Below are 14,678 nucleotides of genomic sequence, written 5' to 3'. Positions count from 1 at the left end.
GCGTGCTTGCCTGGGAATTTTCGGAAATGGTGGTGGCGCGCGAGTTTTAGCTCGCGCGGGTGATCACTCGCGAAGCGATCCGCTCTAAACTTAATTCGCCGTCGTTCAAGGACGGTCAGGCTTGACAGCCTGGAAACCAAACCCGCACGCTTGCCCGGGCAAGCATGTGCGTCTGTTTCTGCACGTCCCTCTTGCAATGGGCGGGCCGTGATAGGGAGACCTTCGGGTCTGCTGGTTTGGTTTGGTGCCAGTCTGTCAACCTTGTCACTGTGCCCGCTCACCACCGCGTAAGCGCGTGTGTGGGCGATCGAATACGTTTCAGGGAGATCGCGCCATGACTAAATCCGTCAAGCATTCACGCACCACGTCGCGCCCACCCGTTGATGCACTTCAATACGAAAAACTAGCCTTATCTGCTTTTGGACTGGTTGAGCGGCAGCTAGGGCAACTGGACAAACTGGTCACGCTTGCGGCTTCAATAGTTAGGAGTCCAGCTGTAACTCGAGGAGAAAGACACCGACAGCGGAGATTGCTGGAAGTGCTGGTGGACACCGTCGAGGACTACCAACGCGAAGTCGAGAATGACCGCGAGTTGTATCAGGTCATCGCGCTTGATGCGAAGGGCATTCCTCAAAGCCGCATTACCGCGCGCCACGCGGCAGACCTTCTGGCTAAGGCTGCGCGGACAGCGACTGGTAGCCGTGAACGTACGGGCGCAAAGAGGGTGATGACGAATGGGCAGATGCGATTCAAAACGGTCACGCGTCGTACTGCGACGGCACACTGACAGCGGCTCACGGCTCACGGCTCACGGCTCACGGCTCACGGCTCACGGCTCACGGCTCACGGCTCACGGCTCACGGCTCACGGCTCGAAACTCTGAACGAAGCGCGGGTCACAAATGTGGGGTAAGGCGCAGCGTATGCGCCTGAGGTGTTCGAGGTACCTGCTCAACGGCGTCAGCGCTAGCAAGCGAACGTTAGCTTATTCTGCGTCAACGCTTTTCGCCGCGACCCCGCTTAGTACCGGAGACAAATGGTGGCGACCGGAGGTTTTCAACGGCAACTCGCCGAGGCGAAGCCGACGGCCCCCACCACGCCAAGAAAATCCAGGCGGGGTTGAGCAAACCCTTCCGACGAGCGCGGAGCGCGAGGCGGGAAGAATGAGCGCCTTGTCACGAAAGTGGAGTGTACGAGGGCGCGGATTCCAGATGCACCACTACCGCGACTGCGCGAGAGACCCACTGAAGAATTAGCGGTGTGAGCCGCTTTCTTTTGCCTACTTTTCTTTGCGGCCGGCAAAGAAAAGTAGGTGCCGCCCCGCACAGGGGCAACGCTAATGGACCACAAAGAAATCAAGGAAAGGCCAACGCCCCACGAGGGACAAACAGCCAAACAGCCAAAAACCCAATCAAACCTGCCGCAGACAATACTGAGCCACAGCATCCAAAACCGCCTCATCCTCCCCAACAGCAACAGCGCACTTGATGAGAACAGAAGGATGCAACGCCTGGCATTGCTCAATGACAAGAGGCAGATCTTTCCTAACATGCCCCCCTTGCCCAAAAAACACCGGCACAACGGTAACAACATCACAGCCCTGAGCGACAAGCTCACCCAAAGCCGTAGGCAAATCCGGCTCCATCAACTCAAGAAACGCCAACACCACAGGCCGTGCGCCAGCAGAACCGTCCCGCAACTTGACAGCCAACCGCTCAAACGGCTCCCGCCACCGCACATCCCTCGCGCCATGCCCAAACAGAACGATACCGTGCATAGCCATAGCAACCGCTCCTAATGCCGATCAACCCACTTCAACCCAACCAACCCAAGCACGAGATAAACCAACCCAGGCGTAGCCGCAGTCAAAGGCGCAGGCCAGGTATTCAACGTGCCGATATGCGAGAACAACGTGTTGAACAGCTGAAAACTCATCCCCAGCATAATCCCGCCGAACACCTTCATCCCGACGACACCCGCCCGCGTATGCAAATACGCAAACGGCAACGACAAAACCAGCATCACGAACACCGCAAATGGATAAAGCAGCTTGCGCCACAGCGCAATTTCATACCGCTGCGTATCCTGATGATTCTCGGTCAAATGCTGGATATACCGGAACAGATTGAACATCGACATCCGATCCGGCGACACCAGCAGCACCGACAGAATCTGCGGCGTCAATTCCGAACGCAGCGAATACTCCGGCACCGCAACTTCCTTCGCACGATAAACCGGATTCAACGCGTCGGCCGGCGTTCCCGGAGGAGGGGGCACATCGATCAATTGCGTATCGGTCACGCCAGTCAACTGCCAATGCCCCGGCGGCTGATACTTGCCGCTTTTCGCAGTCCGCACATTGGAGAGACGGAACTTAGAATCGAATTCGTAGATGCGCACATTGCTGATCGTGGCGTCCGGCTTCAATTCGCCGACGTTCACGAACCGCGTGACCTGCTCGCCATCCGCGCGAGCCGTCAGCGTATCTTTCACCCACACGCCCGACTCGAAATTACTCGACACCGAAGACCCCAACGCCTCGAGCCGCACGCGCTCCGACAACTGATCGGTGTACGGACCAACCACTTCGCCGATCAGATAAGTCAGCAAAACCAGCGGAATGCCGATCTTCAACAGCGAGCGCAACGCCTGATTCGTCGCGAGCCCGGACACACGAAAAATCGTGTACTCCGAATTCGCCGCCATCTGCGCAAACACATAAATCGCGCTGATCAACGCGGCGACCGGAATGATTTCGTAGAAACGCGACGGCGTCTGCAACGCAACCCGCAACACCGCGTACTGAAACTTGTAATTACCGTGCCCGACCGAATTCAATTCGTTGATCAGGTCGAAGAAAAAGAACAGACCCGAAAACGCAAACAGAATAAAGATGAACGTGAGATAGATCTGACGCGCGAAGTACCTTTCATAGATGCGCATCGGTCAGGCTCCCTGCGAACGGCTGAACATTGCCCGCGTGAATAGCGGCCGGTTGCGCACGCGCAGCCAGAAAATGAACGCGACGATCGCCGCGACGATCACATGCAGGCCGATCAGCCCGACTGGGAACGACATCTTGCCCTGCTCGATCCACGACTGCACCACGTTCAACAGATTCGAATACGTCAGATAGATGAGCACCGCCATCACCAGATTGATGGTGCGGCTGCGCCGCGGGTTCTGGTGCGCGAGCGGAATGGCGAGCAGCATCAGGTTGAGTGCAATCAGCGGCAGCCCCGCGCGCCACGCGAACTCGGCGAGATTGTCGTTGGTGGGATTGCGCAGCAGCGTCAGCGTAGGCGTGCCGGTGGTGCTCGGCGTATTGACGACCGGCTGGCTCTGGATCTTCACGCCGTAGCGCTCGAATTCCATGATGCGGAAATCGGGCTGGCCCGGTTGTCCGTCATAACGGCGGCCGTTTTCCAGCACGACGAAGCGATCGCCGTTCTTACGCGTTTCCGTATGGCCGGTCTTCGATACGACCACGTTGACCTTGCCGTTTTCCGTGCTGGTCACGAACACGTTTTCCACACGCGCCTGATCGGGCGACATCTTCTCGATGAAGAACACGCGGTGGCTCGTGGCCGATTCGCGGAACTGACCCGGCGCGAGCAGCGAGACCTCGTCGCGTTGCTGGAAGCGCGCGCGGATCAGCTTGCTCTGCTGGTTCGACCACGGCCAGCCGACGAACACGAAGAAACAGATGAGGATGATGATCGGCGTGGCAAAAATACCGATCGGCTTGATGAATTGCGTCAGACTGACACCCGACGAGAGCCACACGACCATCTCGGAGTCTTTGTACCAACGGGTCAGGACGAACAGGATCGACACGAACAGGGTCGCGACGAGCATGATCGCCAGGTAGCCGATCACGGTCAGACCGATCAGGACCAGCACGTCGCGCGGGTCGATCTCGCCTGAGGCCGCGAAGCCGACGATGCGGATCATCATCGTCGTCAGCACGAGCGTGAGGAGAACCATGAACACGGCACCAGCCGTATACGCGAGTTCGCGCTGGAGGGAGCGTTCGAAGATCATTATTGATGATGAGAGGGGGCGCTCTCAGTGGCGCACGGGTTGCTTCCCGTCACACCTCCGGTGCAGCCGCCGCGGGAAAAATAGCGGATAATTGCGGCTTTCATCCTAAGCCCAGATTTTATCCGAGGACAAGCGCGATGGACTTTAGCATAAAAGCCTGTGATTGGACCAAAGGCTCGTCAAACGGTTTCCTGACTGGAAAATCCGATTGCATCGTAATCGGTGTGTTCGAGTCGCAAACCCTCTCGGGCGCGGCTCTCGAGATCGACGCTGCCACCAAGGGCCTGTTGACCCGCATCATCAAGGCCGGCGACATGGACGGCAAGGCCGGCACCACGCTATTCCTGCACGAAGTGTCGGGCATCGGCGCTTCCCGCGTGCTGCTGGTCGGCCTCGGCAAGCAGGACGCTTTCAACCAGAAAGCCTACGGTGACGCCGCACGGGCCGCCTGGCGCGCGCTCTTGTCCACCAAGATCGTCCAGGTCACCTTCACGCTGGCGCAACTGCCGATCCTCGAGCGTTCGGCGGATTGGGCGGTGCGCGCCGCGATCCTCGCGCTGCGCGAGCTGACCTACAAGTTCACGCAGATGAAGAGCAAGCCGGACACGTCGGCGCGTGCGCTGAAGCGCATCGTCTTCAGCGTCAACACCGGCGACGAGAAGGCCGCCAAGCTGGCCGCGAAGCAGGGCGCGGCGCTCGCCAACGGCATGGACCTGACGCGCGACCTCGGCAACCTGCCGAGCAACGTCTGCACGCCGACCTACCTCGCCAACACCGCGAAGAAGCTCGCCAAAGACTGGAAGCTGAAGGTCGAAGTGCTGGGCGAAAAGCAGTGTGAAGCGCTCAAGATGGGCTCGTTCCTGTCGGTCACGGCCGGCTCGGTGGAACCGGCGCAGTTCATCGTGCTGCAGTACCAGGGCGGCGCCGCGAAAGCCGCGCCGGTGGTGCTGGTGGGCAAGGGCGTGACGTTCGACACGGGCGGCATTTCGCTCAAGCCGGGCGAAGGCATGGACGAGATGAAGTACGACATGTGCGGCGCCGGTTCGGTGCTGGGCACGTTGCGCGCCGTCGCCGAAATGGGCTTGAAAATCAACGTGGTGGGCATCATTCCGGCGGTGGAGAACATGCCGTCCGCTACGGCCACCAAGCCGGGCGACATCGTCACCAGCATGAAGGGCCTGACGATCGAGGTGCTGAACACGGACGCCGAAGGCCGCCTGATCCTGTGTGACGCGCTCACCTATGCGGAGCGCTTCAAGCCGGCGGCGGTAATCGACATCGCCACGCTCACGGGCGCCTGCATCATCGCGCTCGGCCATCACAACAGCGGCCTGTTCTCGAAAGACGACGCGCTGGCGGGTGAACTGCTCGACGCATCGCGTGAAGCGTTGGACCCGGCCTGGCGCATGCCCCTCGACGACGAGTATCAGGACCAGCTCAAGTCGAACTTCGCGGATTTGGCCAACATCGGCGGCCGTCCGGCGGGCAGCGTGACGGCGGCATGCTTCCTGTCGCGCTTCACCGAAGCCTATCCGTGGGCGCACCTGGATATCGCGGGTACGGCATGGAAGAGCGGTGCGGCGAAGGGCGCAACGGGCCGTCCGGTGCCGTTGCTGGCGCAATTCCTGATCGATCGGGCCGCGGACGGTCGCGCCGCGCAATGACGCAATGCAGTAAAGATGCAGGCCCGGCTGCCCAAGCAGACGCCGGCCGGAGCCGCCGATGACGAGAATCGACTTTCACTCGAACGTCGGCGATTCGCTGCTGTATGCGTGCCGCCTGATCCGCAAAGCGTATCAGGCGGGCCAGCCGACCATCGTGCTGGCCGAGCCGGCGCGCCTGAAGGCCTTCGACGAACAGTTGTGGACCTTCTCGCCGCTCGACTTCGTGCCGCACTGCATGGCGGGCACGCCGCTCGCCGCGCAAACGCCGATCGTGCTGGCTTCCACCCTCGAGGACGTGCCGCATCATCAGGTACTGCTCAATCTCGGCGCCACGGTGCCGGCGCAATTCGCGCGCTTCGAAAGATTGCTGGAAGTGGTCGGTAACGCACACGAGGAACTCGCTGCGGGCCGCGAGCGCTATCGCTTCTATCGCGATCGCGGCTATGCTTTGAACAACTACAAGCAAGGCAGCTAGGTCCCATTCGGTCCGTGTCGCGCGCGTGTCTGGTCTCAGGCATTCGGCGGGTGCGCGGCCTGCCTCGGCTTCGACTCAAACACGGAGAGCGCACGTGTCCGATCCCAACGACGATTCGATCCCGGTTCTGCACGAGATTCTCGTGCAGGGTCATCCTGCGCAGGCGCGCCAAGCGTCGAGCGGTGCCGACGAGTTCGGCGCGCCGCGTGAGCCCAGTTTCAAGGCGGAGCCGGTGTTGGCGCCACAGCCGGTGCTGACGCCTGAGCAGATCAGGTCCGCTGAGCCTGTGCATGCGGCCGACCCGGTGCATGCGCAAGAGCCAACGTTGGCACCTCAGCCGGTGCATGCACAAGAACCCGGGTTGGCACCTCAACCGCATACGCCGGAAGAGGCCGCGCACACGCCGCAGCCGGCGCATCCGGCCGACCATCACCCGAAGAAGCGCGCGCGGGCGCATCACCCCGCCCAATCTCGGCACGCGCATGACGACGGCTTCGTGCCGTCGGCGGGCGTGTTCGATCGGGCCGAGCCGGCCACGCCGCTGGAGGCGGGTTCGACGGTGCCGCCGGATATCGCCCGTGAAGGCGTCGGCGAGACGCCGCTGGAGCTGGACGCCGATGTCATCGCCGAACGTCTGCGCAGACGGGTCGCGGGTTTCCTGGCAGGCGACGGAAGAAGCATCATTGAGGATCGTTGCCGCGAGACCTTGCATGCGCACACAGGGTGGCTGATCGATCAGATCACGCGCGAAGTGGCATTGACGCTGGAAGAGGAAATGACCAGCTGGGTGCGCGAAGCGGTGCTGGAAGAGATCGCGCGCCGCGCCTCGGCAAGGCCTGACGGTGCGGCGTGAAGCGCGGGTGCGCTCTGAGCGAAAGGGCTTGACGGTGTAAGCGAAGGGCGGGCACGCAGAGCGGCGCCTGCGTGTAGCGTTTGATGGTCGCGTCTGCTTGTCGGGTCTGCTTGTCGCGTTTGCCTGTCACATCGCTCACGAGCGAGAGGCCCGTATCTGATCAGCGTACCCGAACAGCTTACTTGAGCGTCAACACCCAGCCAGCCAGCGTGGCCGCTTGATCCGGCGTGAGTTGGGTATTCGCGGGCATCGGCACCACACCCCACACGCCCGTGCTGCCGTCCAGAATCTTGTGCTTCAGATAAGTGGCGGCGTCTTCACGGCTGGCATATTTCACGGCGACATCGTGCAACGCCGGTCCCATAAAGGAGCGCGTGACCGAGTGGCAACTCATGCAGTTCTGTTGCTGGGCCAGCGCGAGGCCCGCAGCCTCGGCATGCGCCGCCGGACTGCCGGCACTCAACGCAGCGCCCAGCACGACGGCGGCGGCAAGCGCTGTGTGCGACATTGATTTCATTCTGGTCTCCGTCGGTGCGGGTGCCCGACTCGTGGTGCCAGCATTATAAAAGGAAAGGGGCGCACGGTTTCCCGCACGCCCCTTTCGCTTTTACGTAGCTTTGCGCGTGCTCAGCCCGTTATCGCGCCCTTGTTGGCGGGCTGCGCCAACGCGAAGTACTTCGCCAGCACGCCGCGCGTGTACCGCGGCTTCGGCTGCTGCCATGCGGCACGGCGTCGCTCCAGTTCAGCATCGTCGATATTCAGTTGCAGCAGCAGCTTGTGTGCGTCGATGGTGATCGAGTCGCCTTCCTGCACGAACGCGATCGTGCCGCCCACGAAGGCTTCCGGCGCGACGTGACCGACCACCATGCCCCACGTGCCACCGGAGAAGCGCCCGTCGGTGATCAAGCCCACGCTCTCGCCGAGCCCCTTGCCGATGATCGCCGAGGTCGGCGCGAGCATCTCCGGCATGCCGGGGCCGCCCTTCGGGCCGAGGTAGCGCAGCACCACCACGTCGCCCGCGACAATCTTGTCGGCCAGAATCGCTTCCAGCGCGCTTTGCTCGTCGTCGAACACGCGCGCCGGCCCGGTGATCACGGGGTTCTTCAGGCCGGTGATCTTGGCGACCGCGCCGTCCACGGCCAGGTTGCCCTTCAGGATCGCGAGATGGCCTTCCTTGTAGAGCGCCTTCTCGATCGGGAAAATCACCTGCTGATCGGCGCGCGGCCTGGCCGGCACGTCCTTCAACTCTTCCGCGAGGGTTCTGCCGGTGATCGTGATGCAATCGCCGTGCAGCATGCCTGCGTCGAGCAGAATCTTCATGACTTGCGGAATGCCGCCGGCCTTGTGCAGATCGGTCGCCACGAACTGGCCCGACGGCTTCAGGTTGCAGATCACCGGCACCTTCTTGCGCATGCGCTCGAAGTCCTCGATGCTCCATTCCACTTCCGCCGCATGCGCGATGGCGAGAAAGTGCAGCACGGCATTGGTCGAGCCGCCGGTGGCCATGATCACGGCCACCGCGTTTTCGATCGACTTGCGGGTGACGATGTCGCGCGGCTTCAGATCCTGCTTGACCGCTTCGACCAGCACGCGTGCCGATTCGGCGGCCGAGTCGACTTTTTCCTGATCCGGATTGGCCATCGTCGACGAATATAGCAGCGACATGCCGAGCGCTTCGAACGACGAGCTCATCGTGTTGGCGGTGTACATGCCGCCGCACGACCCGGTGGAGGGGCATGCGTTCTGTTCGACACCTTCGAAATCTTCCTGCGACATCCGGCCGGCGGTGAATTCGCCCACGGCTTCGAACGACGACACGATGGTCAGGTCGGTGCCCTTCCAGTTGCCCGGACGAATCGTGCCACCGTACACGTAGATGCTCGGCACATTGGTGCGCAACATGCCGATCATGCCGCCCGGCATGTTCTTGTCGCAGCCGCCGATCACGACCACGCCGTCCATCCACTGGCCTTGCACGCAGGTCTCGATGCAGTCGGAGATGACTTCGCGCGACACGAGCGAGTACTTCATGCCTTCGGTGCCCATCGACATGCCGTCCGAGATCGTCGGCGTGCCGAAGATCTGCGGATTCGCGTCGGCGCCCTTGATCGCGGCGACGGCGGCATCGGCGAGGCGCTGCAGGCCGGCGTTGCATGGCGTGATGGTCGAGTGGCCGTTGGCGATGCCGATCATCGGCTTGTCGAAGTCCGCCTTTTCGTAGCCGAGCGCGTAGTACATCGAGCGATTCGGCGAACGCGCCACGCCTTGCGTGATGTTCTTCGAACGACGGTTGTATGCCATGGGAGCTCCAATCTGTTCTGGTTTTGATCCGCGCTGCGGGTTTTGCCTTGCCGGCGCGGGCGGCCGGCCGCATCCGTCCAGTGTAGTTCGCACGCGTCGCGCAAGGACGCAGTTTTGCAATGCGTGCGTCTAATATATTATTCGTCCTTCATTAGGTCGCAAAACGTATTACCCATGCTGCCAGCCATCCCCGACCTGCGCCAGTTGCGCTATTTCGTCACCGTCGCCGAAGAAAAGCACTTCGGCCGCGCGGCCGTGCGTCTTTCGATGACGCAACCGCCGCTCTCGCAAGCCATTCGGGCGCTGGAGGAGACGCTCGGCGTCGCACTGTTCGCGCGCACCAAGCGCTCGGTCGAGCTGACGCCGGTGGGCGCCGATCTGTTGCCCGAGGTGCAGCGCTTGCTGGCGAGCGCCGAGGGGCTGCGGCCGCTCGCGCAGAGCCTCGCGCGCGGCGAGGCGGGCGTGCTGTCGCTGGCTTTTGTTTCGACGGCGGACTACGGGCTGCTGCCGCTGTTGCTGCGCGATTTCGGCGTGCGCCATCCGCGCGTGCGGCTGGAGCTGACCGAGGCCACCAGCGACGTGCAGGTGGACGAACTGGTGGCCGGCCGCATCGACGCGGGCCTCGTGATCGCGCCGCTGCCGTCGCGCCATGCCGCCCAGTTGTCGTGGCTGCCGATCGCGCGTGAACCGCTGGTGATCGCCATGTCCACGGAAATGGCGGCGCGCGTGGCGAGCGCTAGCGGCAGCCGTGACGACCCGAGCGCGGAATGGCTCGACACCCCGATCAGCCTGCGCGATGTGGCCGACGCACCGCTCGTGATCTTCCCAAGACGTCTGGCGCCAGGCTTTTATGACATCATTATGGATTGCTACGGCGTGGCGGGCCTCGCGCCCCGGATCGGCCAGGAAGCGATCCAGATGCAGACGATCGTGAGCCTCGTGTCGGCCGGCATGGGTGTCGCACTGGTGCCGCAATCGTTGCGTAATCTGCGCCGCACCGGCGTCGTGTACCGGCCGCTGTCCGAGTCGGTGCCGGCCATCGAGACGGGGCTGGTCTGGCGCACGGCGGAGGTGAGCCCGGTGCTGGCGGGCTTCATCGAGATCGTGCGCTCGCATGCCGCGACCGTCGAGGCGCCGCTATCCGCCGCGCCGCGCGTTTAGACGCGTTTTCGCGAACGCATCGGCGCCTGGACCGTCCAACGCATGCACCGCAAGGTGCGGGCAGCGCCGCCCACTATTACAAACCCAGAAAACCCGCTTCTGAACCTGAACTGCCCATAACAACACGATGCTCATTCACCCGAATTTCGACCCCATTGCCATTCATCTGGGGCCGCTCGCCGTGCGCTGGTATGGACTGATGTACCTCGTCGCGTTTATCGCGGCGATCGTCGTCGGCCGGCTGCGGCTGCGTTTGCCGTATGTCGCCGCGCAAGGCTGGACCGCCAAAGATATCGACGACATGCTGTTTTACGGCGTGCTCGGCACGATCCTCGGCGGCCGGCTCGGCTACGTGCTGTTCTACAAGGCGAGCTTTTATTTCGCGCATCCGCTCGACATCTTCAAGGTGTGGGAAGGGGGCATGTCGTTTCACGGCGGCTTTCTCGGCGTGACGCTCGCCATGGTGCTGTTCGCGTATCAGCGCAAACGCTCGTGGCTGCAGGTCACCGATTTCGTCGCGCCGATGGTGCCCACCGGCCTCGCCGCGGGGCGTCTCGGCAACTTCATCAACGGCGAGTTGTGGGGACGCGTAACCGATCCGAGTGCGCCGTGGGCGATGCTGTTTCCGGGCGCCGCGCCCGACGACGCCGCGTGGCTCACCGCGCATCCGCAACTAGCCGCGCAATGGCATTTGAACGAAGTGTTCGCGCAATATCACATGCTGCCGCGTCATCCGTCGGAGCTGTATGAGATCGCGCTGGAAGGCGTCGCGCTGTTCTTCGTGCTGTTCTTCTTCTCCCGTAAACCGAAGCCGATGGGCGCGATTTCCGCCGTGTTTCTGATCGGCTACGGCCTCGCGCGCTTCACGGTCGAATTCGCGCGTGAGCCGGACGACTTCCTCGGTCTGCTGGCCATGGGGCTTTCCATGGGCCAATGGTTGTCGCTGCCGATGATCCTCGTCGGTATCGGCGTGCTGGTGTGGTCTTATCGACGCGCGCGCCGTGAGCCGGCGCAAGCGGTCAGCGCGAGCTGATCTGGTTGGCTACGGTTTATCGTAGCGAGCGACTAAATGAAAAAAGCCACGGCGTGCCGTGGCTTTTTCTTTGGCTGTCGCGAAGCAGCCCTTCTAGCATGAGTGAGCGGCGTTACTTCATCTGCACCGAACCCGACACGTTCACCGTCACGGTCGACGTGCCGCCTTCAATCGGCACCGGCGCCGAAGCCTTTGCGTCGGCGCCCATGGCGCGCGCGCTCATCATCATCACGGGACGCGGCATCACGCCGTTGTGGCCGACGTTGACCTCGCGAATCGAATAGCCGCTATAGCCGAACGCCTGCGCGGACGATGCGGCCTGCTCGCGGAACGACTTGATCGCCTCGCCGGTGAGCTTCTGCTCGGCCGCGCGTTGTGCTTCAGGCGAGAGCGAGAATTGCACGTTGCCGACCTGCATGATCGACGCCATTTGACCCGCGAGCTTCGACGCCGCGGCGAAATCGTGCGATTCGAGCACGATCTCCGTGCGGCCGCGCCACGCGGAAATGCGCCCGTCACGATCCGTTGTCGGATAGATCGAGAACGAGCCCGTGCGGGCCGTCACGCCGCTCACGCCCTTGGCCTTTTGCAGCGCCGAATCGGCGCGCTGATTCAGCGTTGACGTGAGCGCCGACGGATCGCTCGCTTCCTGCTCGTAGAACAGCGTGATATCGACAACGTCTTGCGGTACTTCGGCGCTGGCCTGCGCGTTCAGCGACAGCACACCTGCCGGCTGATACTGCATCATGCCTTGCGCGCGGGCCATGGCCGGCGTCAGGGCGAGCGCGGCAGGCGCGGCGCATACGAGAGCGAAAGCGAGTGCACGTGCGGTGTTTTTCGTCATTATTGGACTCCTTGCTTGAACAGGGGTTGTGCACGATCGGAGCAAGCGCCGCGCAGTGGCACGGCGTTTGCGAGTCCGTTAGGCGGTTGTAACCTGAGCTTGGTTCCCCGGTTTGACGTTGCTTTAACGTTTGCGCCTGCGTGAATACGTGGCGCGCATCAACTATCACGCGAGTTGTCACGCAACCTCAGGCGAGCCGCCTGGTGATGAAGCGCCATTCGGCTTCGGTCACCGGCGTGATCGACAGGCGGTTGCCTTTGGCGAGCACGCGCATGTCCTTGAGTTCGTCATGCTCGCGCAGCGCGGCGAGCGGAATCAGCGGGATCTTCTTCTTGAACACCACGTCGACGAGCACCCAGCGCGGCGATTCCTGCGAAGACTTCGCGTCGTAGTACGGACTCTTCTTGTCGAACTGCGTGGGGTCCGGATACGCGGTGGACGATACCTCCGCAATGCCCGCAATACCGGGCTCGGGACAGCTCGAGTGATAGAACAGTACGCCGTCGCCGACCTGCATCTGGTCGCGCATGAAATTGCGCGCCTGATAGTTGCGCACGCCGGTCCACGGCAACGTGCGATGCGGTGCGTTGGCGAGATGATCGATGCTTGCCTCGTCCGGTTCGGACTTCATTAGCCAGTAGCGCATGAATCGAATTGAACGTAGTTGAACGTTAAGGGTTTGAAGATGCGGAAGAAATCGGCGTACAAGAAACATCGCGCAAAGACAGCGCGCAAAACTGGCACCCAAAGAAAAACGGCACCGAACCGAAGTCCGATGCCGTTCTAAATAAGGTCCCCGCCTTAGCCGCTAGGCCGGCATCCTGAACCGGGGGTTCAGAATTGGTCGCAGTTAGCAACACTTCGGGTACATCAGACAGAGTGACGCGCACACCCGTGCTACAAATTTCCGCAACCGTGCACATGGCATTGGTTCAAGGAATATATGACCTTGGCGAACCAGGCAGGGAAGCTAAACCGATAAAGCTAAATCACGAAAACGACCGATTGAACTCAAACGTTTGCAGAATCTTGGACGCCTTGTCCTCACACATTCCGTTTGAATCCGCCGCCGATCTCAGGACCGGCCGCACGATAACACACGTTACTTACTGCATGCTGTACTGCTGAATCACAGTACCTAGTTGTTCGTTCATTTGATGCATTGTACGCCGGATTTCCTCAGCGGGAAATGCTTCTCCGTGTCTCACGCTCGATTGCAGCCTAAGCAGTTCCGATGCCAGCGACAGCGCAGCCATGACAGCAATGCGATCCGTGCCGCGCACGTTGCTGTTGTTACGGATCTTCGACATTTCGGCGTCGACGCGTGCGACCGCTTCAAGCAGCGCGCCTTCCGTTTCCGGCGAGCAGGCGAGGCGATAGGGCACGCCGAGAATCGATACTTCGATCTGCTTGGTGGTCATGCATTTTCTCCGTGGCGGGTCTCGTCGCTCTCTGCTTCGACTTCGTGCGGGGCGGGCTCGAGCAGATCGAGCTGGCTGTCGGGCTCGCTGTTTGCGCGGGCACGCGGCAGCTTTTCGAGGATCGCATTCAGGCGCACCTGGGCGTCGTCGATCTTTGCCGACAGCGCGTCGCGTTCCGCCTGCAGCGCATTGCGTTCCTCGCGCAGCATTGCAAGTTCCGTGCGCGTGGCTTCGACGTCGGCGCGCGATTGGGCGAGCTGCTCTTCGAGCGCGAGTCGCGCTTCATTGTGGCGTTGGCTGATCGCGATCAGCTTGCCGATATTCTGTGAAAGTGTTTCGAGTTCGGTGAGCATGTGCTGCGTCCTCTAAAGACATCGCATTTTAGCGCGGAATGTCGCAGGTTCCGACAATTGTCTCGTTTCGAGACGTAACAACATTGCTTTGTGCAGGCTTTTATCGACCATATGATGAAAAAGTACTCGTGCGTCGGACAATAGCCTGCACTTAACAGAACGGTAGTCTGCGGTCCCACTCATTCTTGACGGACCCCGAGGCCGCTCCTAAACTGGCCGCACTCTGGTGCCCGCGTGCGCTTTTCAACGGCGCGCGCAGTTAAACGGGAAGCAGGGGGCGCGGTTCGCCAGAACGCGCCAACCTGCGCTGCCCCCGCAACGGTAAGCGACCGCATTCGTCATGCAAGTCGATCCTGATCGCGTGTTGGAAGTTCAACTCGCGAGTGTGCCACTGCGCGTCACGCGTGGGAAGGCGGGATCGATATGTCGTCAGCCCGGATACCGGCCAGAGGGAGAGGCACGTCACGCGCGAAAATGTTAAATACGCGGGCGCCTCGTTACGCATCGGCCTGCGGGGAAGCAGGCCGCGC

15 protein-coding genes, 1 other RNA gene and 1 riboswitch are annotated in these 14,678 nt (G+C 61.9%); of the genes, 6 read left to right on the top strand and 10 right to left on the bottom strand.

Translation table 11 applies throughout. From position 1 onward, the window contains the following. Positions 1–334: 334 nt before the first annotated feature. Complete coding sequence (locus tag P0D71_RS10915; RefSeq protein WP_408479953.1) at positions 335–787, top strand: hypothetical protein; 453 nt, start codon at positions 335–337, stop codon at positions 785–787. A 623-nt stretch (positions 788–1,410) separates the two neighbouring features. On the opposite strand, the gene P0D71_RS10910 is transcribed toward P0D71_RS10915, so the two are convergent. The 3 genes from P0D71_RS10910 to lptF are packed head-to-tail and all read right to left on the bottom strand — an operon-like array spanning position 1,411 to position 4,043. Continuing rightward, positions 1,411–1,782, bottom strand: a complete 372-nt coding sequence (locus P0D71_RS10910; RefSeq protein WP_408479951.1) for a sirohydrochlorin chelatase — start codon at positions 1,780–1,782, stop codon at positions 1,411–1,413. Between the two features lie 11 nt (positions 1,783–1,793). After that, positions 1,794–2,942: an LPS export ABC transporter permease LptG gene (lptG, locus tag P0D71_RS10905; RefSeq protein ID WP_007175952.1), complete on the bottom strand. Its 1,149-nt coding sequence runs from the start codon at positions 2,940–2,942 to the stop codon at positions 1,794–1,796. A gap of 3 nt (positions 2,943–2,945) precedes the next feature. After that, positions 2,946–4,043, bottom strand: coding sequence for an LPS export ABC transporter permease LptF (gene lptF / locus P0D71_RS10900; protein ID WP_408479950.1), 1,098 nt, complete (start codon positions 4,041–4,043; stop codon positions 2,946–2,948). 137 nt (positions 4,044–4,180) lie between these two features. On the opposite strand from lptF, the gene P0D71_RS10895 reads away from it, so the two are divergent. The 3 genes from P0D71_RS10895 to P0D71_RS10885 all read left to right on the top strand — a co-directional run bounded on the left by P0D71_RS10895 (position 4,181) and on the right by P0D71_RS10885 (position 7,035). Then, positions 4,181–5,707, top strand: a complete 1,527-nt coding sequence (locus P0D71_RS10895; RefSeq protein WP_091796451.1) for a leucyl aminopeptidase — start codon at positions 4,181–4,183, stop codon at positions 5,705–5,707. Between the two features lie 58 nt (positions 5,708–5,765). Then, positions 5,766–6,182, top strand: a complete 417-nt coding sequence (locus P0D71_RS10890; RefSeq protein ID WP_007175949.1) for a DNA polymerase III subunit chi — start codon at positions 5,766–5,768, stop codon at positions 6,180–6,182. Between the two features lie 94 nt (positions 6,183–6,276). Further along, positions 6,277–7,035, top strand: a complete 759-nt coding sequence (locus tag P0D71_RS10885) for a DUF2486 family protein (protein WP_408479949.1) — start codon at positions 6,277–6,279, stop codon at positions 7,033–7,035. Between the two features lie 178 nt (positions 7,036–7,213). Here P0D71_RS10885 and P0D71_RS10880 read toward each other — a convergent pair whose 3' ends face one another. Both P0D71_RS10880 and ilvD read right to left on the bottom strand, forming a co-directional pair. After that, on the bottom strand, positions 7,214–7,552 hold the full coding sequence (locus tag P0D71_RS10880; protein WP_091796448.1) for a c-type cytochrome: 339 nt from the start codon (positions 7,550–7,552) through the stop codon (positions 7,214–7,216). A 110-nt stretch (positions 7,553–7,662) separates the two neighbouring features. Then, positions 7,663–9,336, bottom strand: coding sequence for a dihydroxy-acid dehydratase (gene ilvD / locus P0D71_RS10875; protein WP_408186382.1), 1,674 nt, complete (start codon positions 9,334–9,336; stop codon positions 7,663–7,665). 174 nt (positions 9,337–9,510) lie between these two features. On the opposite strand from ilvD, the gene P0D71_RS10870 reads away from it, so the two are divergent. Together P0D71_RS10870 and lgt are read left to right on the top strand one after the other, a co-directional pair. After that, entirely contained in the window at positions 9,511–10,497 is a 987-nt protein-coding gene (locus P0D71_RS10870) for a LysR family transcriptional regulator (RefSeq protein WP_408479948.1), read from the top strand. A 127-nt stretch (positions 10,498–10,624) separates the two neighbouring features. Next, positions 10,625–11,530 carry a prolipoprotein diacylglyceryl transferase gene (gene lgt / locus P0D71_RS10865; protein ID WP_091796445.1) on the top strand — a complete coding sequence of 302 codons (906 nt, stop codon included), beginning with the start codon at positions 10,625–10,627 and terminating at the stop codon, positions 11,528–11,530. 112 nt (positions 11,531–11,642) lie between these two features. On the opposite strand, the gene P0D71_RS10860 is transcribed toward lgt, so the two are convergent. The 5 genes from P0D71_RS10860 to P0D71_RS10840 all read right to left on the bottom strand — a co-directional run bounded on the left by P0D71_RS10860 (position 11,643) and on the right by P0D71_RS10840 (position 14,148). Then, positions 11,643–12,374, bottom strand: a complete 732-nt coding sequence (locus tag P0D71_RS10860; protein ID WP_408344778.1) for an SIMPL domain-containing protein — start codon at positions 12,372–12,374, stop codon at positions 11,643–11,645. Between the two features lie 187 nt (positions 12,375–12,561). Further along, positions 12,562–13,020: an EVE domain-containing protein gene (locus P0D71_RS10855; RefSeq protein WP_408479945.1), complete on the bottom strand. Its 459-nt coding sequence runs from the start codon at positions 13,018–13,020 to the stop codon at positions 12,562–12,564. A 143-nt stretch (positions 13,021–13,163) separates the two neighbouring features. After that, a non-coding RNA gene (ssrS, locus tag P0D71_RS10850) (6S RNA) lies at positions 13,164–13,345 on the bottom strand. A gap of 135 nt (positions 13,346–13,480) precedes the next feature. After that, positions 13,481–13,795, bottom strand: a complete 315-nt coding sequence (locus P0D71_RS10845) for a cell division protein ZapA (RefSeq protein ID WP_091796442.1) — start codon at positions 13,793–13,795, stop codon at positions 13,481–13,483. After that, a complete protein-coding gene (locus P0D71_RS10840) occupies positions 13,792–14,148 on the bottom strand; it encodes an ATPase (RefSeq protein ID WP_408479944.1) in 357 nt (118 codons plus the stop codon). The genes P0D71_RS10845 and P0D71_RS10840 overlap by 4 nt, the downstream gene beginning before the upstream one ends. Before the next feature lie 207 nt (positions 14,149–14,355). Then, positions 14,356–14,612: riboswitch (cobalamin riboswitch) on the top strand. The last annotated feature ends 66 nt before the right edge of the window (positions 14,613–14,678 follow it).

This window comes from Paraburkholderia sp. RL17-383-BIF-A (genome assembly GCF_046028015.1).
GTDB lineage: Bacteria > Pseudomonadota > Gammaproteobacteria > Burkholderiales > Burkholderiaceae > Paraburkholderia.
Note: the sequence above shows the minus strand (reverse complement) of the source record. Positions and strands in the feature narration are given on the sequence as shown.

Bases quoted from the DNA above. Each gene is read 5' to 3' on its own strand.
- P0D71_RS10915 (WP_408479953.1), top strand. From the start codon at position 335: ATGACTAAATCCGTCAAGCATTCACGCACCACGTCGCGCCCACCCGTT.
- P0D71_RS10910 (WP_408479951.1), bottom strand. From the start codon at position 1,782: ATGGCTATGCACGGTATCGTTCTGTTTGGGCATGGCGCGAGGGATGTG.
- lptG (WP_007175952.1), bottom strand. From the start codon at position 2,942: ATGCGCATCTATGAAAGGTACTTCGCGCGTCAGATCTATCTCACGTTC.
- lptF (WP_408479950.1), bottom strand. From the start codon at position 4,043: ATGATCTTCGAACGCTCCCTCCAGCGCGAACTCGCGTATACGGCTGGT.
- P0D71_RS10895 (WP_091796451.1), top strand. From the start codon at position 4,181: ATGGACTTTAGCATAAAAGCCTGTGATTGGACCAAAGGCTCGTCAAAC.
- P0D71_RS10890 (WP_007175949.1), top strand. From the start codon at position 5,766: ATGACGAGAATCGACTTTCACTCGAACGTCGGCGATTCGCTGCTGTAT.
- P0D71_RS10880 (WP_091796448.1), bottom strand. From the start codon at position 7,552: ATGAAATCAATGTCGCACACAGCGCTTGCCGCCGCCGTCGTGCTGGGC.
- ilvD (WP_408186382.1), bottom strand. From the start codon at position 9,336: ATGGCATACAACCGTCGTTCGAAGAACATCACGCAAGGCGTGGCGCGT.
- P0D71_RS10870 (WP_408479948.1), top strand. From the start codon at position 9,511: ATGCTGCCAGCCATCCCCGACCTGCGCCAGTTGCGCTATTTCGTCACC.
- lgt (WP_091796445.1), top strand. From the start codon at position 10,625: ATGCTCATTCACCCGAATTTCGACCCCATTGCCATTCATCTGGGGCCG.
- P0D71_RS10860 (WP_408344778.1), bottom strand. From the start codon at position 12,374: ATGACGAAAAACACCGCACGTGCACTCGCTTTCGCTCTCGTATGCGCC.
- P0D71_RS10855 (WP_408479945.1), bottom strand. From the start codon at position 13,020: ATGCGCTACTGGCTAATGAAGTCCGAACCGGACGAGGCAAGCATCGAT.
- P0D71_RS10845 (WP_091796442.1), bottom strand. From the start codon at position 13,795: ATGACCACCAAGCAGATCGAAGTATCGATTCTCGGCGTGCCCTATCGC.
- P0D71_RS10840 (WP_408479944.1), bottom strand. From the start codon at position 14,148: ATGCTCACCGAACTCGAAACACTTTCACAGAATATCGGCAAGCTGATC.